Annotated in this window: 20 protein-coding genes and 3 tRNA genes; 3 read left to right on the forward strand and 20 right to left on the reverse strand. The window is 41.4% G+C overall.

Going from position 1 to position 20,793, the window contains the following annotated elements; genetic code table 11:
• Positions 1–52: 52 nt before the first annotated feature.
• The 20 genes from ACZQK9_RS03935 to dnaA all read right to left on the reverse strand — a co-directional run bounded on the left by ACZQK9_RS03935 (position 53) and on the right by dnaA (position 19,596).
• Complete coding sequence (locus tag ACZQK9_RS03935) at positions 53–817, reverse strand: hypothetical protein (protein ID WP_483269689.1); 765 nt, start codon at positions 815–817, stop codon at positions 53–55.
• A 147-nt stretch (positions 818–964) separates the two neighbouring features.
• Positions 965–2,278, reverse strand: coding sequence for a sensor histidine kinase (locus ACZQK9_RS03940; protein ID WP_483269690.1), 1,314 nt, complete (start codon positions 2,276–2,278; stop codon positions 965–967).
• A 2-nt stretch (positions 2,279–2,280) separates the two neighbouring features.
• Positions 2,281–2,997 (reverse strand): LytR/AlgR family response regulator transcription factor, encoded by a 717-nt coding sequence (locus ACZQK9_RS03945; RefSeq protein WP_483269691.1) that lies wholly within the window; start codon positions 2,995–2,997, stop codon positions 2,281–2,283.
• Between the two features lie 259 nt (positions 2,998–3,256).
• Positions 3,257–4,081: an ATP-binding protein gene (locus ACZQK9_RS03950; RefSeq protein WP_216508206.1), complete on the reverse strand. Its 825-nt coding sequence runs from the start codon at positions 4,079–4,081 to the stop codon at positions 3,257–3,259.
• A gap of 9 nt (positions 4,082–4,090) precedes the next feature.
• Complete coding sequence (locus ACZQK9_RS03955) at positions 4,091–4,795, reverse strand: LytR/AlgR family response regulator transcription factor (RefSeq protein ID WP_483269692.1); 705 nt, start codon at positions 4,793–4,795, stop codon at positions 4,091–4,093.
• Positions 4,796–4,945, reverse strand: a complete 150-nt coding sequence (locus ACZQK9_RS03960) for a hypothetical protein (RefSeq protein ID WP_483269693.1) — start codon at positions 4,943–4,945, stop codon at positions 4,796–4,798. It abuts the gene before it with no gap.
• A 144-nt stretch (positions 4,946–5,089) separates the two neighbouring features.
• Positions 5,090–5,160 (reverse strand) — tRNA-Cys (locus ACZQK9_RS03965).
• 18 nt (positions 5,161–5,178) lie between these two features.
• A tRNA-Asn gene (locus ACZQK9_RS03970) sits at positions 5,179–5,250 on the reverse strand.
• Positions 5,251–5,347: 97 nt separating this feature from the next.
• Positions 5,348–5,435: transfer RNA gene (locus tag ACZQK9_RS03975), tRNA-Ser, on the reverse strand.
• Positions 5,436–5,587: 152 nt separating this feature from the next.
• Positions 5,588–7,300, reverse strand: a complete 1,713-nt coding sequence (locus ACZQK9_RS03980) for a hypothetical protein (RefSeq protein WP_483269694.1) — start codon at positions 7,298–7,300, stop codon at positions 5,588–5,590.
• 1 nt (position 7,301) lies between these two features.
• On the reverse strand, positions 7,302–7,910 hold the full coding sequence (locus tag ACZQK9_RS03985; RefSeq protein ID WP_483269695.1) for a Fe-S-containing hydro-lyase: 609 nt from the start codon (positions 7,908–7,910) through the stop codon (positions 7,302–7,304).
• An 83-nt stretch (positions 7,911–7,993) separates the two neighbouring features.
• Positions 7,994–9,763 carry a DUF4153 domain-containing protein gene (locus tag ACZQK9_RS03990; protein ID WP_483269696.1) on the reverse strand — a complete coding sequence of 590 codons (1,770 nt, stop codon included), beginning with the start codon at positions 9,761–9,763 and terminating at the stop codon, positions 7,994–7,996.
• Positions 9,764–9,875: 112 nt separating this feature from the next.
• Positions 9,876–10,718: a fumarate hydratase gene (locus ACZQK9_RS03995; protein WP_483269697.1), complete on the reverse strand. Its 843-nt coding sequence runs from the start codon at positions 10,716–10,718 to the stop codon at positions 9,876–9,878.
• A 61-nt stretch (positions 10,719–10,779) separates the two neighbouring features.
• Positions 10,780–10,983: a hypothetical protein gene (locus ACZQK9_RS04000; RefSeq protein WP_483269698.1), complete on the reverse strand. Its 204-nt coding sequence runs from the start codon at positions 10,981–10,983 to the stop codon at positions 10,780–10,782.
• A 22-nt stretch (positions 10,984–11,005) separates the two neighbouring features.
• Positions 11,006–13,561, reverse strand: a complete 2,556-nt coding sequence (gyrA, locus tag ACZQK9_RS04005) for a DNA gyrase subunit A (RefSeq protein WP_483269699.1) — start codon at positions 13,559–13,561, stop codon at positions 11,006–11,008.
• 14 nt (positions 13,562–13,575) lie between these two features.
• On the reverse strand, positions 13,576–15,498 hold the full coding sequence (gene gyrB / locus ACZQK9_RS04010) for a DNA topoisomerase (ATP-hydrolyzing) subunit B (protein WP_178016872.1): 1,923 nt from the start codon (positions 15,496–15,498) through the stop codon (positions 13,576–13,578).
• The gene (gene recF, locus ACZQK9_RS04015; RefSeq protein WP_216508198.1) at positions 15,491–16,582 is read right to left on the reverse strand and encodes a DNA replication/repair protein RecF; all 1,092 of its coding nucleotides are present in this window, start codon (positions 16,580–16,582) and stop codon (positions 15,491–15,493) included. The genes gyrB and recF overlap by 8 nt, the downstream gene beginning before the upstream one ends.
• A 24-nt stretch (positions 16,583–16,606) precedes the next feature.
• On the reverse strand, positions 16,607–16,822 hold the full coding sequence (locus ACZQK9_RS04020) for an RNA-binding S4 domain-containing protein (RefSeq protein WP_483269709.1): 216 nt from the start codon (positions 16,820–16,822) through the stop codon (positions 16,607–16,609).
• An 11-nt stretch (positions 16,823–16,833) separates the two neighbouring features.
• Complete coding sequence (gene dnaN, locus ACZQK9_RS04025) at positions 16,834–17,949, reverse strand: DNA polymerase III subunit beta (protein ID WP_216508197.1); 1,116 nt, start codon at positions 17,947–17,949, stop codon at positions 16,834–16,836.
• A 267-nt stretch (positions 17,950–18,216) separates the two neighbouring features.
• Positions 18,217–19,596 (reverse strand): chromosomal replication initiator protein DnaA, encoded by a 1,380-nt coding sequence (dnaA, locus tag ACZQK9_RS04030; RefSeq protein ID WP_021984099.1) that lies wholly within the window; start codon positions 19,594–19,596, stop codon positions 18,217–18,219.
• A 414-nt stretch (positions 19,597–20,010) separates the two neighbouring features.
• Here dnaA and rpmH point away from each other — a divergent pair, with 414 nt between their 5' ends.
• The 3 genes from rpmH to yidD are packed head-to-tail and all read left to right on the forward strand — an operon-like array spanning position 20,011 to position 20,773.
• A complete protein-coding gene (gene rpmH, locus ACZQK9_RS04035) occupies positions 20,011–20,145 on the forward strand; it encodes a 50S ribosomal protein L34 (protein WP_021984100.1) in 135 nt (44 codons plus the stop codon).
• 41 nt (positions 20,146–20,186) lie between these two features.
• Positions 20,187–20,555, forward strand: a complete 369-nt coding sequence (gene rnpA / locus ACZQK9_RS04040) for a ribonuclease P protein component (protein WP_216508196.1) — start codon at positions 20,187–20,189, stop codon at positions 20,553–20,555.
• A 5-nt stretch (positions 20,556–20,560) separates the two neighbouring features.
• Positions 20,561–20,773: a membrane protein insertion efficiency factor YidD gene (gene yidD / locus ACZQK9_RS04045; protein ID WP_216508195.1), complete on the forward strand. Its 213-nt coding sequence runs from the start codon at positions 20,561–20,563 to the stop codon at positions 20,771–20,773.
• The last annotated feature ends 20 nt before the right edge of the window (positions 20,774–20,793 follow it).

Raw genomic sequence — 20,793 nt, forward strand, 5'->3', positions numbered from 1 at the left:
ATGCCGTTTTTGCAAAGAAAAGTCGTGACTATTTCCGTATCTTCCAGCTAACCTACGCCTGCTCCTTGCTCCGCTCCTTAAAATAAGCAAGTAGCTCCTTATAATCCTTCATAGAGTGATAGAAACGAACCTTATCTGTATACTCAGCACCGTTCCATCTATATGCATAGGTAACTGTAAAATATCCTCCCGGATTTTTAAGCTTCAGCACCTTTTCCACCGGCAGTGCCACCTTCGCAAAGCTGCCGTCTTTCATCATCTCCTGAAAAACCGGCTTCTCCTGAATCCGCTTCAGCAAAAAGTCCTTTCGCTTGATCATCTTGCCTGCCTTGACTTCCATATCCATGCGATCCATGGATTGTCCGACATGCGTCATACTTACGCCCTGTGATTGAACCTGCTGGATCTTATATCCGGACAAGCCGGTTGCATTTAAGAATGCATCCTCGTTCAGATGCACGACATATGCCCGACGTGCCTGATCCACGAATACCACATGCAGCACATCTGTATATGTAATAAGCTTCTGCTTATACGTGCTTTTGTAAATTGTAACACCCAAAAATACGACAAAGCATACAAGTGGCAGCGTACTGACTACAGTTTCGTTCTCGTAGTCTCCGGTTATCCACATCCATGCTCCATATACGAACCCTCCGATGGATCCAAGCAACAGTACCAGCCATATTATAAATCCCGGAACAGACATGTTACGTATCGTCCCAGGCGGATAACTATACATCTTAAAAGCCTGCGGGTTCTCAGAGATATTGCGCTCCCCTTCCCAATTTACATCAAATATTTTTTCCTCACTCATCCTTGTTTCCCTTCCTTTGTTTTTGTTTACAGTTTAAATAATTTCCGGGGATTTTTCGACAATACTTCCGCCAAACGAAAGTTTTTTCCGCCAAGCGAAGATTTTATACAACAATAATCCCCAAACCATGCATACAGCATGTTTGATTTAGAGATTTTTATGCAGAACGGCATGTGCAGCCGCTGTATTTTTCTCCATGGAAAGTTCAAACTCTCCATCATATTTTTGTACAATTTTATGAATATTATGAATTCCAAATCCATGCCACTCCGAATCCTTATCTGTCTCCGCAGACAATTTCTCCTCAGGCAAAATCGTATTTATGCAATCAAGGAAAACCAGATTCTTATAGGTTCCAATCATAAGATGAATCTTCCGTTCTCCCATATCCAGAGGGATTTTCTCAACGGCTTCCTTTGCATTTTCCAGTATGTTCGACAAAAGAAAACACAGATCTAAATCCTCAACACCAAGCTCCTGCGGCAGTCGTCCCTGATAAGTAAATTGAATCCGCTCTTTCAAGATCGCAGCTCCAAGCACGCCCGAAATCACAGCATCCACAATCCGATTTTGGGAATATATGCATGTCGACGGCTCTGCTTCCATATGATTCCAACTATCAACCATCGCAGTCGCTCGTGCGATTTCTCCCTTTTTGAGCAGGTCCTGCACCGTCTGCATCATGTGCCGAAATTCATGTTGTCGCGCCCGCGTTTTCTCATTTTTCTCATACAACTGTACATAATAATCTCTGGTCAGCTTCTGTTCCCGCTCAAATATTCGTATTTGCTCTGCCTGTCGGTCGCTCCTTTTTTTCAGCTTTCCTATGTAGATCAAATACGCACATACAATAACAGCTGAGCCAAATAGCATCATAAGTACAACATAGGTCTCGCCTGCCACGTTCCTGATCTCCCCATCCCCTACAATATAGGTCAGAAATGAAACCTGAACTGCCGCAAGTATGCCTCCCGCGAACAACACCCCAAAATTGCGGTTTACAAGCGTCCACACATCCGACTTTTTCTTTTGCAGCTTATAGATCAACGCCCACAAAAAAAGTCCCGGCAATGAACAGATTCCATCCATGATCGGATCGGAAAACCCGATGTCATTGACACTTACATTTGCTAAAAGTGCAATGCATACATATAGAATTGAATCCACAACCTCTACGATCATATAAGACAACACATATGCCTTTATGGATTCTCGTATAGATTGCCGCTTCCAGATATAAAATGCAACTCCATTTATAATCGGAATCAGCACAATCGCATTCTCATGCAGAAACTCTGTTTCTATAAATGTTCCTATAATCAGCAATCCTCCTGTAAGAACTGCATCTCTCAGGCACAAATTCCGTGCCTGTTTCTTTCTATGATAGCCAAACACACACGCAGAAACCGTGGTTTCCTTAATCAGCTTTATGCAATTAATAAAAAAACACAATAAAAACATCCCTATAAAACTCTTTCATGCTCCCGCGCATATGCGATATATTCCTGTCGCAGCCTCCTCACCTTTCCGTTTGGTATGTTAAAACGCATACTATCTTCCATAATTAGAGATGTCTTCTGGATATCCTCGACATACGCATAGTTCACGATCACAAATCTTGATATCCTGCAAAATCCCTGTTCCGGTAAAATCCGCTCCCACTCCTTCATCGTATAAGACTGCAATGCCTGCACAAGCTCTCCCTGCAAATAAAAGACCACCTGACTGTAATTATCCGCAGACTGTATGTATAATATCTGGGATACATCTATCTGCCAAACCTTTTTTTTCCACGTCACGTCAACCATGCATTGATGCTCCTGCTGAAAATTATGCAAGACCTCTGACAGCCTGTCCCAATTTCCCACTTTTCTGACAAACGCGATCACATTTCGCCCAAATGCAGCCTCCATCATTTCTTCATGCGATGTTACATAGATAATATCTGTCATACGCAGCTTCGAAGCCATTTGCTCTCGCAATTCCAAACCCGTAAGTGCCGGCATCTCAATATCCAAAAGCAAAAGTGCCGGTTGCACCATGCCTGCCTGCAATGCTTCCGCTAGCATGCTGGCATCTGAAAAGCCGCGAACCTCCGTTCCTTTTGACAGCACATCATGACAGACCTGTATCATCTCGTTTAAATTCTCAATATCATCATCACAGACTATAACCTGCATTAAAGCCTACCTCTTTGTCCATATTGTTTTATTGGTATTATATATTACTTTCCTTAATTTTTTCAAATGCTGTACCCGCTTTTATAGCTTTGGAATAACTTGATTTCTCAACTATACTTGATTATCTGCTCTGCCACTCCGTTTATCAACCCTGTCATCGATTTTTGCATGATAAGATGCCGTTTTTGCACCCATTCTGGTATAAGTATCATCGTTACATACTCAATAATCAAGATATCTTGCACAAATGGTCGAAATTTTAACACTTTCGGTCAGGCAATGCGATTTTTGAACGGAATATGTGTGTATTCTTATCGAAATCATAGATATATACCCCCTCATGTCTGCGCACGATTTTCTCTATGCTCTGCATGCCAATTCCATGCTCCTCTTTATTTTTTGACGTGATGAGTTTTCCTGCCTTATCCTTCTTTATTTCCCCAAGATACGAATTTTTTTCTTCTATAACCGTCATGCCGGAATGCTCGTTCACATCCACACGTAATTCGATAAATCCCTGATTACCAGCCGCTTCATACGCATTTTCCAGCAGATTTCCGAATAGCACTGTCATCTCCGTGTCACTCAGATCCGATAGCACAGCTTCCCGAATATCAACCGTCAATGATATTCCTGCCTTATCACATACACTCTGATAATATTGCAGGATCACGTTTAACACCGCCCGATTACAAAACCTTTTCTTCGTAAGCTTCACATCCGCGCAATCCTGCAAAAGCTTCTTCGCTTCCTCAATGTCTTCATGTTCCAATAAACTCTGTACCGTGTATAGAAAATGCCTTGTATCGTGAATCACCGCATGACATGCCTGATTCTCTTCGCGAACCATCAGAACTTCCTGCAATCGGACCTGTTCCTGTTTTACCCTCTGTTCCTTCTTGTATACATAATTATAGATGCATAGCAAACCTATAATTATCAGACCAAGCACAATTACAATCACACGCGTCCATACATAAGGCAGGGCTTGATCCATATTATTTATAAAAATAAGAAATCCAATCAGAAAAAATATGACGATTCCCTGCACGAAAAATAGAATTTCAGATACCTTTCTTTTCATAGCTTTCCCTTATCCCCTTTGCAGATATTCTTCATATTTCTTACAAAATTTCGGATACATGCGCCTGGATATATGTGCCCTATACATTCCTTTCGCCAGAATTATTTCATTCTTTGTAAACCGGCTCACATAATCCAGATTTACCAGAAAACTCGTATGAGATTTGCAAAATCTTACCTGATTCAGTTTTTGCTCCCAATCCTCCAGCTTTCCCTTCACTTCATACTTCGCATCCTTTGTGCATACGTACACACAACGCCTTTGATTCTCAATCATAACAATGTCTGCTTCCCGACAGACAATCGTCTCTCCATTCTGCATAATTGTGATTTTGGGATTCGTATTCCGATACGCCACCAACGCATCCCTCAGATTCCGCTCGATTCGATCCGGCAAAGATGCTTTTTCGATATACCGAAACACCTGAAAGTCCATCGCATCATCCAGATACTGTTCCGTAAATGATACAATGAAGATCAGTGCATATGGATTTTTCTCTTTGATCCTCCGTCCGACCTCAATTCCACTTTTCCCCGGCATTTCCACATCCAGAAATACGATATCTGCCATCTCCGGTTCTTCCAGAAGCTTCTCCCCATCTGTAAATGTCTTTATTCCTGCCTCTATATTATTTTGCCGAAAAAAGCTATCAACTATTTCAATCAGATATTCTAAATAACTGCTATCATCGTCACATAAAAATATATGTATCATCTATAAAATCTCTTCCCTCTCAATTACTATAATGTCCTCTGATTTCTTCGCTTCCTGATCCATATTATGAACAAGTGAGAAAAAGAACAGCCACATGATGGCTGTCAGGATAGAAATAATACTCACCAAATTAAAGATTCTACGTTTCAACAGATATTGCCCCCTTATACCAACCACGTTTCTTTTATATCATACTAAATTTCAGATTGTATATCAATCATACAATTGATTCTTTACGAATCTTAACAACAAAAAAACCTTGATTCCACTTTCGAAGAATCAAGGTTCTTATAGAGGCGCGAGCCGGATTTGAACCGGCGGTGAAGGTGTTGCAGACCTCTGCCTTACCACTTGGCTATCACGCCATATAATATTTTTAAAAGCTCCCCGAGTAGGGCTCGAACCTACAACAACTCGGTTAACAGCCGAGTGCTCTACCATTGAGCTATCGAGGAATATATCATTGCATTTAACTAAACGCAAAGTAGATTATATGAAATATTTCCAATCAAGTCAAGACTTATTTTCAATATTTTATCCGTAATCTACAAACGGAGATGGAGGGATTTGAACCCTCGCGCCGCGCGAACGACCTACACCCTTAGCAGGGGCGCCTCTTCAGCCACTTGAGTACATCTCCAATGCCTAAAAAACACATATTACCAATCGGTGTTATTTAGTTCCGCGTCAACACGCTAAATTAGAATACCAAATATTGCAGCAAATGTCAAGGGGTAATTATATACCCTTAGTATAATGTATTCCTATTTTTTATTATTTTATTCCAACAAATTATTCATAAGAAATCAGCGTATTTACGCCATCATCACTTTCCATATAATGCACCGTAATCACATCGCCAGTCTCTATCTTGATCAGGCTCTCATTTTCTGCGAAATTCTGTTTGTAGACAGAACGATCTTTCGCTGTGATATACACATATGTCTCATTTTCTACTGTGATGTACCGAATCTGTGTGACTGTAATCTTCTTACTCAGCGTATCTTCACTGACATCATTTCCATTTGTCGCAATGCTGTTTTCGGCAAGCAGCTTTTTGTAGCTGGCAAGTGCTTCCTTCTGCGTGCTTCCGGTTGCTACAATGCTGTATTTTTCAACATTGACAAGTGCGTACATCTTTACGAGTCCGGCGTTATCTTTGAGTACCATGATATACGTCGGTACATTTCCGATGTTGATCAGAGATGGGAATGATGACGTGTACCCAAGGTTCTGCACCTGCCCTTCCGCAGAAGACATTGCCGAATGCTCCTCTGCACCTGCGATTGCAAAATATTTACTTTCCGCAGTTCTTGAATTCATCAACACGAATCCGATATTCGACTGGTCACCATTGACGGATGTCACACCTGTGTATACCCACACATCGCCATCCATCACCTTGTAACCATAATCATCGGTTGTCACCTTACAGCCTTTGTTTCCAATCTTGCTATTAATGAATCCACCTGACAGCATACCATACCAGTTATACCGGTCACATAAGAGATCACCATCATACACGCGATCTACCCAATTTGGAATATCACCCAGATCCATATATTCACAATCCCCGCTGCATGGATCACAGAGCACGATTCCCTTCACGTCCTTCGCTCCAAATAACCCTGCATTCGGCTTTAATACCGGACAGATATAATATGGATTTCCTTCGTTATCGAGTTCAAAATAATATCCGTTGAAATCATACGTCGGATAAGAAAGCTGCACATGCCGCTGCAGATTCTTGCCAAAATATGCAGAGGAAGAATACTGAATCGGCTTTTCAAGCTTCACATAATCTGCCTCATTTTTGACCGGATCAACAAGCACGTATCCCGGAATTCCGGCATCTTTATTATTCAGATATTTGATAAATCCCGCATATTCAAGCGGTGCAACCTTCATCGGCACACCATTATAATCAATGGTGCTGTATGTCTCGCTCACTTGATACTGGCTGACAACATCAGACAGGGAACCAATTGAACGATCACCGATGATTCTCGCACTGTCCGTATCCATCAGTGCAATGTTATTGATATTCTCACTTTCCGGCACATCCGTTGCAAAATCGCCGTCTTCTACCATTATGATTCCTGCATATTTGGATGCACGGAACAGCTCGGAGGATGCTAGTCCACCTATAATCAGCCCTATCATTAACACAAGAATTGCAGTAAATGAAACCATTACCACCTTCGTCGAACCAACGGCTTCTTTGATATTTCCTTTCTTGGTAATACGTGTTCCTTTAAAATCAAAGGAGCAACATCCGATTGCCGCAAGCGTAAGTATCACCCATGTCCAGAATCCAGAGGTATGTACATTGATTGCCGGTGTCAGGAAATAATAAAACAATACTTCCACAACGAGCAGCAACCCATACAGAAGAATGTTTGATCTGCGGATAGCAAATCCTGTTTTTCCGTTTTTTTGCTGTTTCTTCCTGCGCTCCTTTTCCATATCTACGTCATATTCGACTTTAACTTTATTTTTTGCCATATTAATTATGCTCCTTCAGATAATCTGCAACCGCCGTCTCATACAGATTGTGTCCTTCGCTGTCGATTACGACAATAACAGGAAGATTCTCGACGCGCATCTTACGGATTGCTTCGGTTCCAAGGTCATCATAAGCGATCACTTCTGACTCCTTGATGCACTTGGACAGCAGTGCGCCCGCTCCGCCAACGGCTGCCATATACACAGCTTTTTCCTTGACGATTGCATCAATCACTGCCTGACTGCGCTTACCTTTTCCGATCATACCCTTCAACCCCTTTGAAAGCAGAAGCGGCGTATATTTATCCATACGGCTGCTTGTGGTAGGTCCGGCAGAACCGATCACCTGTCCCGGCTTTGCCGGTGTTGGTCCAAGATAATAGATTGTATTTCCTGTAATATCCAGTGGCAGAATCTTATCCTCATACAGCTTTGCACTGGTATAATCCACTTGCGGATGTTTCTCCTGCTCCACGCAGATAGCATCATACATCCGCTTGTGTGCAGCATCTCTGGCACTGTAAATTGTGCCGGTCAGATAGATATAATCTCCTGCATGAAGCTCCTTTAATTCCTCTTCGCTAAATGGTACTGCAATATGTCGTTCCATTCTCTAATCCTCCACTTTCTGTCACCACGCGTCAGCGTGATGACCTACGCGCGCATCAGCGCGCTTCCTATTTTTTATTGTATTTACTTCGTCAGCATATATCCCTTTATAAACATTCTTTTTATCATAGTCTGCTCATCATCGATTTCAAAACTGATAGACGTTATAATCAGTTTTTCTGTATCACTGATTTGAATTTCGTAGACTTTGTCTTTTTCATCTACGACCTGATTTTCATTTTCATCTTCCAAGTCCTTATAATACGAAATGCAGGAAGTAAGATCTACATTCTCATATACATTGTCTCCGGCTATGATTGTTTTGCTCTCATATTCTTGAACAGAACTTTCATCCCGCCAATGTTCCTCTACCCCATAGATTTTTTCATAACCATGGACGGCCAATCCACCCTCTTCCATCGGATCTGCATAAAAATATACAGATTTCCATTGGTCACTGCCATACGCATCTCCATCATACATCATACTATGTAATTCATCCTGCTCCGCTTCCGTGAGATTAGTCTTTATGTATCGTCTGCCATATGCATTTGTCTTCAGATAATCATATGCTTCCGCAGCCACTTCCATATCCAATGTCCGATTCTTAACTAACCGGCTTTTCTGTGACTGATACGACAGATATTGCGCATTTCCAAATGGAAGCAGAAGCCCGACAAATAAAAACCCAACTAAGACTAGAATCAGATTTTCATAGTGCCAGTTTATTTGTGTTTTCGTCTGATTTATTTCATTTGCATGTTCTGTTCCTGTATCACCGGTATCTGCCTGATTCGTATATGTTTTTTTCCTGCCTGCAAGTCTTGCATACCGTGCATAGATTTTCTCCCACAGAATATAGATAATCTGCAGCAAGATAAACATCCACGCCGCATATCGCTGCTCCGTCAGTCCATATGCTTTGACACGTACTGACATCGAATAAATCTCAAGCAGGATAAACGGTGCATAGATATATTTCGTAATAGAAATAAGTTTCGCATAACGTGAAGTCTTCTCCTCCACGAACCCGGATGCCATCATCCAGATTGGCATACCAATCGCAAAAAGACTCGCACAGATGCCGAAGATCTCGTTGCTCGGAACCTCCTGCGTCACAAAGATTTTTACCACATAGAGATAAATTACGAACATCGCAATCCACACGCATGGAAGTAGCACATACGATACAAATTTCTTCGTAAATGCCGCGTTATCTTCGCTTGTGTCCGATACAGCAAGCAGACAGGTTGGGAAATACGCAAGTGCACTCAGCAATAACTGGATATTCAGCTCCACTCTGAACGTATCTATATCCACAAGCAATGCATCTATAATTTCAAGAATCAGGATAACTGCAATATTTAACACAAGATAGACGCCAACTGCCCTTAGCAATGCGAATATAATTCGTCCGATGCAATGTGGCAGATCCAATTTCTGCTGCCGGAGTAATACATAGATTGCAAGAAGCACCATGCACGCAATGTAAAAATACAGGATACTTCCAAATATCAGATTCGGTATATCCGCTTTCTGCGTTTTAATCATCTCTGATAAAACCTTAAATATTATGGCAATCACAAACGTTACGACATAGCCAATCAGCCATTTCCGTTTGTTTTTCTGTGCTTCTTCTGCTGTTTTCTTCCACAGACTCTCAAGCAGAAAATTCCCGGCAAGCCAGATAGAACACACAGTCACGATAGATTCTATGTCAAACCCTTTTTTCTGATTTGCTATGATACTCACAACCGCTATGATAAACGCACAGAAAATACTCGCAACATAACGTATGTAAATCTGCTTGAATTTCGCCATATTCTGGTTGATATAATTTGAAACCTTTCCCAAGTACATATCTCCTTTCTTTCGGACACGATGATTCTCGTTTATAACTTACACATGCATCCATCCAATCTCCTGTACATTTTTCTCTGTCATTTCTTCCATATCATTTATATTTCTACAACACAACTGTCTTGTGGCGGTTTACATGACAGCACATATTGACTGCAAGTGGCATACCTGCGATATGTGTTGCATAGGTTTCAATATTGACTGCGAGCGCCGTTGTCTTTCCTCCAAGTCCACCCGGTCCGATTCCAGTCTTGTTCACAAGCTCCAATATCTCATCTTCGAGCTTCGCAATATGTGCCTTCTCCGAATGTGAACCTGCCGGTCTTGTGAGTGCTTTCTTCGCAAGCTTTGCCGCAAGCTCAAAATCACCGCCAAGTCCAACGCCGACTACCATCGGAGGACATGCATTTGGTCCGGCATCCTTCACAGCTGCAAGCACGGACTGACGGATTCCTTCTTCCCCATCTGCCGGTTTCAACATATACACCTTGCTCATATTCTCACTTCCAAAGCCCTTCGGTGCAATCGTGATCTCCAGCTGATCTCCCGGTACAATATCATAATGGATGATTGCCGGTGTATTGTCTCCGGTATTTTCACGCAAGAGTGGATCTCTCACGACAGATTTCCGCAGATATCCCTCGGTATATCCTCTTCTCACACCTTCGTTGATGGCATCTGTAAGATTCATTCCTTCAATATGCAGATCCTGTCCGACATTTACGAAAAACACTGCCATTCCTGTATCCTGACAGATTGGTGTCTTATCCTCTCCGGCAATCTCCATATTCTCAATCAACTGATTCAAGATCTGCTTGCCGAGCGTGCTGTCTTCCTCTTTTGCCGCCTGCCGTATCTTGCCATCCATATCATCTGCGAGATACAGATTGGCTGAGATACACATTTCTTTCACTGCTTCAATGATTTTGTCTGTGTGTAATGTTCGCATGGTTTACTCCTTTTTAACATACTAAGGCTGCTACACGATTTCTCATATAGCAGCCCTTTTTTTAATCATCCAGATAATCGTCTTTATCCTTCGTATCAATCCCGCGTTTCTTATTCTGCACACGAATATAAATGGATACGAAAATGTATGTCACAAATAACAATACAAATATAACACCTATCCAGTACATAAGTGCATATAAGAAATTGGATACGCCATCCATCTTGGAAAGACCTTCCAAGCCCTCTTTAATACTATTGTTCATCGCTTTTCCCTCTTTTCACGACTTACTTATCTTCCGGACTCTCCGGCTCTTCTACATTACCTTCTTCATTATCTGCCTCATTCATCTCGCGTTCCATAATTTCCAAGGACTCGGATTCATCTGCAGATTTCTGACGAACCTTTGCAATACTTGCAACAGTAATGTCACTTTCCAGATCCATGTTGATGAGCTTCACACCGGTTGTAATTCTGCCCAATGTAGAGATATCCTTACACAGGAGTCTTATTACAATACCCTGATTGGTAATCAGCATGATCTCGTTATCATCATTGACCGCCTTAAATCCTACAACCGTTCCGGACTTATCTGTGATCTTGTAACACTTCACACCCTTACCGCCACGGTGCTGTGGTGTAAACTCTTCGACAAGTGTACGCTTACCAAGACCATTCTCGGATACGATCAGAAGTGCTTCGCCCTGCGTGTCTAACTGCATTCCAATGACTTCATCATCACCAGCGACACTCATACCGATCACACCCATCGATGTACGTCCGGTTGATCGAACCTCCTTCTCATTGAAGCGGATACACATACCCTGCTTTGTGATCAGGATTATATCCTTCGTATTGTTCGTTGCCTTTACTTCGATCAGCTCATCGCCCTCTTTCAGGGTGATTGCAGCAAGTCCGGACTTACGAACATTTGCATACTCGGTAATCTTTGTCTTCTTGATCATACCATTCTTTGTAGCCATGATCAGGTATCTTCCCTCATGGTACTCGCGAATTGGAATGACTGCTGTGATCACTTCATCCGGTTGGAGCTGTAACAGATTGACGATTGCAGTTCCTCTTGCGGTACGTCCGGATTCCGGAATCTCATATGTCTTCAGACGATATACACGTCCCTGATTCGTGAAGAACATGATGTAATGGTGCGTCGTTGTCATGAACAGATTCTCGATGAAATCATCCTCGATCGTCTGCATACCCTTGATGCCCTTACCACCACGGTTCTGGCTCTTGAAGTTATTGATTGTCATACGCTTTACATAGCCAAGCTTTGTCATAGCGATTACAACATTTTCCTTCGGAATCAGATCTTCGACTGTGATATCATCATCCATATCAATGCCGATAGAAGTTCTTCTGTCATCACCATACTTTGTTGCGATAATCAGGATTTCCTCCTTAATTACACCAAGGAGCAACTTCTCATCTGCGAGAATTGCCTTCAACTCTTTGATGAGTTCCATCAATTCTCTGTATTCTTTCTCAAGCTTCTCTCTTTCCAAACCGGTCAGAGCACGCAGACGCATATCCACGATTGCCTGTGCCTGTGCATCGGACAAACCGAAACGCTCGATCAATGCAAGCTTTGCATCGGCAACGGATTTGGAACTACGGATGATTTGAATAACCTCATCAATATTATCAAGGGCAATCAATAATCCCTCTAAGATATGAGCACGATCTTCCGCTTTGTTCAAGTCAAACTTCGTTCTTCTTGTGACAACCTCTTCCTGATGCTTGATATAATATCCAAGCATTTCCAGGAGATTTAATACCATAGGCTGTCCATCAACCAACGCCAGCATGATTACACCAAATGTATCCTGCATCTGTGTGTGCTTGTATAACTGGTTCAGCACGATATTCGCATTGCAGTCTTTTCGAAGCTCGATCACGATACGCATACCCTCACGGGAACTCTCATCACGGAGAGCTGTGATACCCTCAATCTTCTTATCCTTGACAAGCTCTGCAATCTTCTGGATCAGCTTTGCCTTATTTACCATGTATGGAAGCTCGGTAACAACGATTCTCTGCTTTCCATTTGCCATCGGCTCGATCTCGGATACGGCACGTACCTTAATCTTACCACGACCGGTTCTATATGCTTCATTGATACCGGCTGTACCAAGGATAGATGCACCCGTTGGGAAATCCGGTCCCTTGATGATTTCCATGATTTCTTCGATTTCTGTCTCACGGTCCTCATTCACACGGTTATCAATGATCTTAACGACCGCATTTACGACCTCACGCAGGTTGTGAGGCGGAATGTTTGTTGCCATACCTACGGCAATACCCGTTGTACCATTGACCAGCAGGTTTGGATAACGGCTTGGAAGTACGACCGGTTCTTTCTCTGTCTCATCAAAGTTTGGTACAAAATCAACCGTATCCTTGTTGATATCCGCAACCATCTCCATCGAAATCTTGGAGAGACGTGCCTCTGTGTATCGCATCGCAGCCGCGCCATCCCCATCGACGGATCCGAAGTTACCATGTCCATCGACCAGTGGATATCTTGTATTCCATTCCTGTGCCAGCTTTACGAGTGCCTCGTAGATAGAACTGTCACCATGTGGATGATATTTACCCATTGTATCACCGACGATACGGGCACATTTACGATGTGGCTTATCCGGACCGTTATTCAATTCCACCATGGAATGCAAAATTCTTCGCTGTACAGGCTTTAAACCATCCCGCACATCCGGAAGAGCTCTTGCAGCGATAACGCTCATGGCATAATCGATATACGATTCTTCCATGGTTTTCTTCAAATCCACTTCATGGATTTTATCAAAAATTGTACTATCGTCCATTGTTCTCCTCCTACTTAAATGTCAAGATTCTTAACGAATTTTGCATTTGCCTCAATAAATTCACGTCTTGGCTCTACTCTCTCACCCATCAATGTATCGAAGGTTAAGTCAAGCTCAGACTCACTATTCTCATCAATTGCTACACGCAATAAAATCCGCTTTTCCGGATCCATCGTCGTATCCCACAACTGTTCGGCATCCATCTCACCAAGTCCTTTGTATCGCTGGATCTTGTTATTCTGGTCACGTCCGACTTCATTTAAGATATCTGCCAGCTCTTCGTCACTGTATGCATACCATGTCTTCTTGTTTTTCTCGAGCTTGTACAGTGGTGGCTGTGCCAGATATACATGTCCTTCCTTGATCAGATCCGGCATGAACCGGAAGAAGAAGGTTAACATCAAGGTTGCAATATGTGCACCATCGACATCGGCATCGGTCATGATAATGATCTTGTCATAACGAAGCTTTTCAATATTGAAATTCTCACGAATACCAGTACCAAATGCAGTAATCATGGCTTTAATCTCTGCATTTTCCAGAATCCGGTCGATTCTTGCTTTCTCTACATTCAGAATCTTACCACGCAGTGGAAGGATTGCCTGTGTTGCACGGGATCTGGCAGTCTTTGCAGAACCACCAGCGGAATCTCCCTCTACGATGTAGATTTCACAGTTCTTTGGATTTGGATCCGAACAATCGGCAAGCTTACCGGGAAGCGCCATGTTCGTCTCAAGTGTACTCTTACGGGCAACATCTCTTGCTTTTCTGGCTGCCATACGGGCACGCTGTGCGACAACTGCTTTTCCTACAATAGCCTTTGCCACCTGAGGATTCTGCTCTAAGAAATACGTAAGTTTCTCTGTCACAAGTCCTTCTACCGCGGTTCTCGCTTCTGCATTACCAAGCTTCTGTTTTGTCTGTCCTTCAAACTGTGGCTCCGGAATCTTGATACTTACGATAGCGGTCAGACCTTCTCGCAAGTCATCACCGGACAGGTTTTCTTCTTTGTCACGCAGAATCTTATTGCTTCTTGCATAATCATTGAAGACTTTCGTGATAGCACTCTTAAATCCTGTCAGATGCATGCCACCTTCCGGTGTATTGATGTTATTTACAAAGCTCAAAGTAAGCTCGTTGTAAGAATCGTTGTGCTGCATTGCCACTTCGACATAGATATCATCTTTATTACCCTCGATATAGATAATCTTGTCGTAAAGTGCAGTCTTTGTCTTATTCAGGTAAGAGATGAACTCCTTGATACCACCCTCATAGTGGAAGGATTCTCTCTGTTCCTTGCCCTCACGCTTATCTTCAAGATTAATCTTCAATCCCTTTGTGAGGAAAGCCATCTCACGGAGTCTCGTACGAAGCACCTTATAATCAAAGATAACATCATCGAAGATTGTATCGTCCGGCATAAATGTAACCTTCGTTCCGGTCTTGTCGGTCTTGCCAATCTCTTTTAGCTTATACACCACATTTCCACGTTCATAACGCTGCTTATAGACCTTTCCATCTCTGGAAATCTCAACTTCCAGCCAGTTCGAAAGTGCATTTACAACCGATGCACCTACACCATGCAGACCACCGGATACCTTGTATCCGCCACCGCCGAACTTACCGCCGGCATGCAGGATTGTAAATACAACTTCCACAGCCGGAATACCGGCCTTCTTGTGGATACCTGTCGGGATACCACGTCCATTATCGATAACAGTCACGGAACCATCTTCGTTGATTGATACATCTATTTCCGTACAAAATCCTGCCAATGCCTCATCAACCGCATTGTCTACAATCTCGTATACAAGATGATGAAGTCCTCTTGTAGAGGTACTACCGATATACATACCTGGTCTTTTACGAACCGCCTGCAAACCTTCCAGAATCTGGATTTGATTCGCATCATAATTGCTTTCATTTTGATTACCCATCTAATTCCTCCTGTATTGTTCCGGCAACAATCTTATAGACTTTATCGATTGCCAGCCGTTCCTTTATAAAATCATCATATCCTGTACATGTAAGAATCGTTTGGATTCCTCGAATAGACTCTAATAACGCATCTTGCCGGCTTCGATCCAGCTCAGACATTACATCGTCTAACAGTAATATGGGATTATCCTGTATCAGTCTCTTTACCAGCTCGATTTCTGCAAGCTTCAATGACAGCGCCACTGTACGCTGCTGTCCCTGCGAACCGAACTTTCTCACATCCATACCGTCGATCAAAAACGCGATATCATCGCGGTGAGGACCGGTCTGTGTTGTCTGATAACGTAAGTCCATCTCCTGTTTTTCTGCAAGCATCGATGCAAAGCTTTCCTCTTCTGCATTTTTCTCATATACCAGACACAAATGTTCTTTTCCCGACGTTAAATTGCTATGTATATCAGGAATTATCTCATTTATCAAATCAATAAAATGATTCCTCTTTTTAATGATTTCTATACCATATTTTACCAGTTGGTCATCCCAGACTGGCAGCATATCCATTTTACTTTTATCAAAGCTAATCTGCCTTAACAGATTATTTCTCTGATCTAACACTTTTTTATAATTTGCCAGCAGACTCACATAAATCTTATCCAACTGGCATAATTCCATATCCATGAAATTTCTTCGCTCTGCCGGACTGTTTTTGATGATAGAAAGATCCTCCGGGGAAAAGAAAACCATATTCATCGTGCCAAGCAACTCAGAACTTCTGCGGATTGGTACCATATCAATCGCAATTCCTTTTGATTTGCTCTTTTTCAGATGCATATCAATCCGTCGATGCATACCATCTTTTTTTATTTCTGCGCGGATATGACTTTCATCTGCATCAAACCGTATGATTTCCCGATCCTTGCTTCCTCTGTGACTCTTTGTCGTTCCAATCAGGTAGATAGCTTCCAATATGTTGGTCTTTCCCTGTGCGTTATCCCCATATAAAATGTTGATACCATCGGAAAATGTAATCTCGGCACGCGCATAATTTCTGTAATTTTGCAGTGCCAGATTTTCAATATACATGCCTACACCTCATTTGCACAGAAATTATTTCTGAATACTGATCTTATTATCATCAAACACGACTTCATCACCATCATAGAGCTTTCTTCCACGACGTTCATCAATCTCACCATTGACTAAAACCAGTCCCTGCTGAATGATTTCCTTTGCACCAATTCCAGAATCTGCAAGACCAGTCGCTTTAAGTGCCTGTCCTAATTTGATATATTCCTCGCCCTCGCGAAGCTTTAAAATATGCATCTCACCCATGATTAATAAGCCCCCGCATTGATATTGACTGGTAATACAACATAGATATAAGTTCCTGCATCATCCCGGATGATACATGGTGATTTTGCATCACGCATGTAGATAAAGATGTCTTCATCGTCAATAACCTTCAACACATCTGTCAGGAATCTTGGATTAAATCCAATGATGATTTCCTCTCCATCCTTTGTGATTTCGATTTCTTCATTCATGGAACCCATCATCGTATCGACTTTGAGATACATACGGTTATCATTTTTGATACTGACAACGATTGGCTTCTTATCTGACTCACGCATAAGGATAGAAGCACGATCGATACAATCAAACAACTCTCTGTTATTTACGCGAACCTTGATCTTATGATCCATAGAAAGCATCTGTACGATCTTGAAATATTCTCCCTCAAGCAGACGGGATACTACTATTGTATTCTCAAACTCAAATAAAATATGTCTGTCTGTAAAGTAAACCGTTACCATATCATCGACACCACCTGTGATGATCTTTGACAGATCATTGAGTGTCTTTCCCGGTACAACAACGCTTACATTCGAAGCATTTCCCTTCAATGCCAGATTACGAAGTGAAATACGATGTCCATCCAGAGATACGACCTGAAGCACACCATCCTTTACCTCAAACAACTCACCGGTCATCAGCTTGTTATTCTCATTATCTGAGATAGAGAAGATTGTCTGTCGGATAATCTCCTTCAAAGAAAACTGGGAAAGTTCAATACTCTTTTCCTTCTCAATCTGAGGAAGCTCTGTAAAGTCCTCACCGGATTTGGATGGAATAACGAACTTTGATTTTTCACAACGGATGATTGTATTGTAATCTGATGTTGTCTCAATAAATATTTCACTGTTTGGAAGCTTACGAACAATATCATTGAACAGCTTTGCTTCAATCGCAATCCGTCCCATCTCGATCACTTCACCATCTAAGATTGTTTCAATACCAATCTCAAGGTCATTTGCTGTCAGTTTAATGCTGTCTGCATATACATCAATTAATATACATTCCAGAATCGGTAACGTTGTCTTAGTAGAAACTGCTTTCGAAACGATGTTAAGAGAATTTAACAGGTTTACTTTTGAACATTTTATCTTCATGTTAGTTGAAACTCCTTTCGAGGCTGCGCCTGAGTCATAAATATAGAATATAAATTAGTAGTAGTAATAGTAGTAGCTGTGGATATGTATATAACCCTTAAAAACATTGATGGTTGCTGGTTAAATCCACCTTTATAACCATGTTGAAATGCATTTCACTCTCTGTGGAAGCATCTGGATAACTTCACACATTAAAGTTAACATAAGAATGGTTCAAAAAAGTGTCAACAGGTTATCTTCAATCAAATCACAAATTTATGTGTAAATCTATGCGTTTGTATCCAGCTTTTTGATGATGGTCTCAATCGTATTGTTGAATGCCGGATCTTCTTTCCGTTTCGCCTCAACACGGTTAATGCCGTTGATGACTGTCGTATGGTCACGACCGCCGACGATATTGCCCGCAGATTGCAGAGACATGACGGTAAGCTTTCGACATAAGTACATAACGACCTGTCTGGCTGTCGCGATATCCTGACTACGCTTCTTGGAGCGGATATCATCTGGAGAGATATTCATATGCTCGGATACCGTCTTGAGAATCGTTTCACCGGTAATCGTTTCATTTTTTTCTTTATTGATCAGATCCTTCAGGGATTCCTTGGCTGTCTCCAGTGTAACCTCTTCTTTCATAAGCTTGGAGAAAATGCCAATCTTATGAAGAGCACCTTCGAGTTCCCGGATGTTGTTGGTTACATTCTCTGCGATATACTGGAACACTTCTTCCGGAATATCGTTTAAATGATCCATCTCCGCTTTTGTTTTTAAAATTGCCATACGTGTTTCATAGTCAGGCTCGTGAATATCAATTGGAATGCCACATTCAAAACGGGAACGGATTCTTTCATTCAAAGACTGCAGCTCCTTTGGAGGTTGGTCGGAAGAAAGAATAATCTGTTTTTTATTATTATAAAGTTCATTAAACGTATTAAAAAATTCCGTCTGTGTACTTTCCTTTTTGATGATAAACTGAATGTCATCAATCAGCAGGACGTCTACATTTCTGTATTTCTCACGGAATTCATTTGTCGTATGATTCTTAATTGCGTCGATGATCTCATGCGTAAATGTCTCGGATGGCACATAAAGAACTTTTGTTTTATCATCCTTTTGCAGGATGTAATGTGCGATAGACTGCATGAGATGTGTCTTGCCAAGTCCGGAGTTTCCATATAAGAACAATGGATTGAAATTATCCTGTCCGGGAAGATCGGCAACTGCCAGACATGTTGCATGAGCGTGGCGGTTTCCTTCTCCGACAATAAACGTATCAAATGTGTATTTTGGATTCAGATTGCTGCGACTGACTGCTTCTTTGTAAGAGTCGGATTTTTGTACAGACTCTTTTCTGGCTTCTTCGTCACTTTCAATCAGATTTTTCTTTTCGTCGATCACAATATCAATCGTACTGTCATTTAATGTCTCACGAATAGAGGAAAGCAAAAAAATGTCAAACTCCTTACGCTTTAAGAACTTCAGCGCATTCTCACCGAGCTTTTCATCTACGTAAAAATATACGGTATTATTTTTTACCTCATATATTTTAAGAGAACGAATCCACGTATTGATCATGATACTGGAAATGTCATATTCGGTTTCCAGAAGAGACAGAATCTCTTCCCATTTTGATTCGATTAATTCTTTCATATCATAACTCCTAAATACTGTGCTTCCTTTATCCGCACACTTGGATTCTATTTTACAATAAATTCAGAATTTTAGCAAGTTTTGGGCGTGGATTTCGGAGATTTTTACTACATAATTATAGGAAGAAAAATAATAATGAGTGATATAAGATGTTATGTAAAGTAAAATTAGGTTTACTTGGAAAATTGTGTATATCCAAAATGACGTAAAATAGGCATTTTGAGGATAAATGAACATGAAATATACAAGTTTTCCACAAGTTAATAACAATTTGTGGATAACATTATGTAAATTAGGTGGGTATATCCCTATATATTTGTGGATAACTTCTATTGACGGAAGCTTATTTTTTCAATATAATAGGCGAGTATGCAGTTTTCGGGCATAACTATATAGAAAAGGAGGACTTTCATTATGAAAATGACATTTCAGCCAAAGAAGAGACAGCGTTCTAAAGTTCACGGCTTCAGAAAGAGAATGAGCACAGCGAACGGAAGAAAGGTATTGGCCGCAAGACGTGCTAAGGGCAGAAAGCAGTTATCAGCGTAGGTCACAGGTACTGTGACCTTTTTCATTAAGTGGAGAATTGTATGAGACATATAGTTACACTTAAAAATAACAGAGAGTTCGGCAAGGTGTATAACCAAAAAGAATCGTTTGCCAATAAGTATTTAGTGATGTATCTGAGGGCCAACAACTTGGATTACAGTAGAATTGGAATCTCTGTTAGTAAGAAAGTTGGTAATAGTGTGGTCAGACACCGGTTGACCAGATTAATCAGGGAGACATACCGGTTGAACAAATACCGTATTAAGGATGGATATGATATTGTAGTTGTGGCACGTGTTGCCGCAAAAGGAAAAGGGTTTCGTGAAGTAGATTCCGCATTTCTGCATCTTGCAGGAAAGCATGGAATTCTGATTGAACACACAGATGCCCCGGATCATAAGGGAGTGTGAGATATATGAAGAAATTATGTATTCGATTGATTCGTATTTATCAGAAATATATATCACCCATCAAACCATATGGTCATTGCAAATATTATCCAACCTGTTCCAATTATGCAATAGAAGCATATCAGAAATATGGTTTTTTCAAAGGTACGATTCTGGCAGTCTGGAGAATTCTTAGGTGTAATCCATTTTCAAAAGGTGGATATGACCCGGTTCCCTAAGATGTAAAACTAAGGTTTTA

The sequence above is a fragment of the Wujia sp. genome, from assembly GCF_056872695.1.

Bases quoted from the DNA above. Each gene is read 5' to 3' on its own strand.
- ACZQK9_RS03935 (WP_483269689.1), bottom strand. From the start codon at position 817: ATGAGTGAGGAAAAAATATTTGATGTAAATTGGGAAGGGGAGCGCAAT.
- ACZQK9_RS03940 (WP_483269690.1), bottom strand. From the start codon at position 2,278: ATGTTTTTATTGTGTTTTTTTATTAATTGCATAAAGCTGATTAAGGAA.
- ACZQK9_RS03945 (WP_483269691.1), bottom strand. From the start codon at position 2,997: ATGCAGGTTATAGTCTGTGATGATGATATTGAGAATTTAAACGAGATG.
- ACZQK9_RS03950 (WP_216508206.1), bottom strand. From the start codon at position 4,081: ATGAAAAGAAAGGTATCTGAAATTCTATTTTTCGTGCAGGGAATCGTC.
- ACZQK9_RS03955 (WP_483269692.1), bottom strand. From the start codon at position 4,795: ATGATACATATATTTTTATGTGACGATGATAGCAGTTATTTAGAATAT.
- ACZQK9_RS03980 (WP_483269694.1), bottom strand. From the start codon at position 7,300: ATGGCAAAAAATAAAGTTAAAGTCGAATATGACGTAGATATGGAAAAG.
- ACZQK9_RS03985 (WP_483269695.1), bottom strand. From the start codon at position 7,910: ATGGAACGACATATTGCAGTACCATTTAGCGAAGAGGAATTAAAGGAG.
- ACZQK9_RS03995 (WP_483269697.1), bottom strand. From the start codon at position 10,718: ATGCGAACATTACACACAGACAAAATCATTGAAGCAGTGAAAGAAATG.
- ACZQK9_RS04000 (WP_483269698.1), bottom strand. From the start codon at position 10,983: ATGAACAATAGTATTAAAGAGGGCTTGGAAGGTCTTTCCAAGATGGAT.
- gyrA (WP_483269699.1), bottom strand. From the start codon at position 13,561: ATGGACGATAGTACAATTTTTGATAAAATCCATGAAGTGGATTTGAAG.
- gyrB (WP_178016872.1), bottom strand. From the start codon at position 15,498: ATGGGTAATCAAAATGAAAGCAATTATGATGCGAATCAAATCCAGATT.
- recF (WP_216508198.1), bottom strand. From the start codon at position 16,582: ATGTATATTGAAAATCTGGCACTGCAAAATTACAGAAATTATGCGCGT.
- ACZQK9_RS04020 (WP_483269709.1), bottom strand. From the start codon at position 16,822: ATGCATATTTTAAAGCTTCGCGAGGGCGAGGAATATATCAAATTAGGA.
- dnaN (WP_216508197.1), bottom strand. From the start codon at position 17,949: ATGAAGATAAAATGTTCAAAAGTAAACCTGTTAAATTCTCTTAACATC.
- dnaA (WP_021984099.1), bottom strand. From the start codon at position 19,596: ATGAAAGAATTAATCGAATCAAAATGGGAAGAGATTCTGTCTCTTCTG.
- rpmH (WP_021984100.1), top strand. From the start codon at position 20,011: ATGAAAATGACATTTCAGCCAAAGAAGAGACAGCGTTCTAAAGTTCAC.
- rnpA (WP_216508196.1), top strand. From the start codon at position 20,187: ATGAGACATATAGTTACACTTAAAAATAACAGAGAGTTCGGCAAGGTG.
- yidD (WP_216508195.1), top strand. From the start codon at position 20,561: ATGAAGAAATTATGTATTCGATTGATTCGTATTTATCAGAAATATATA.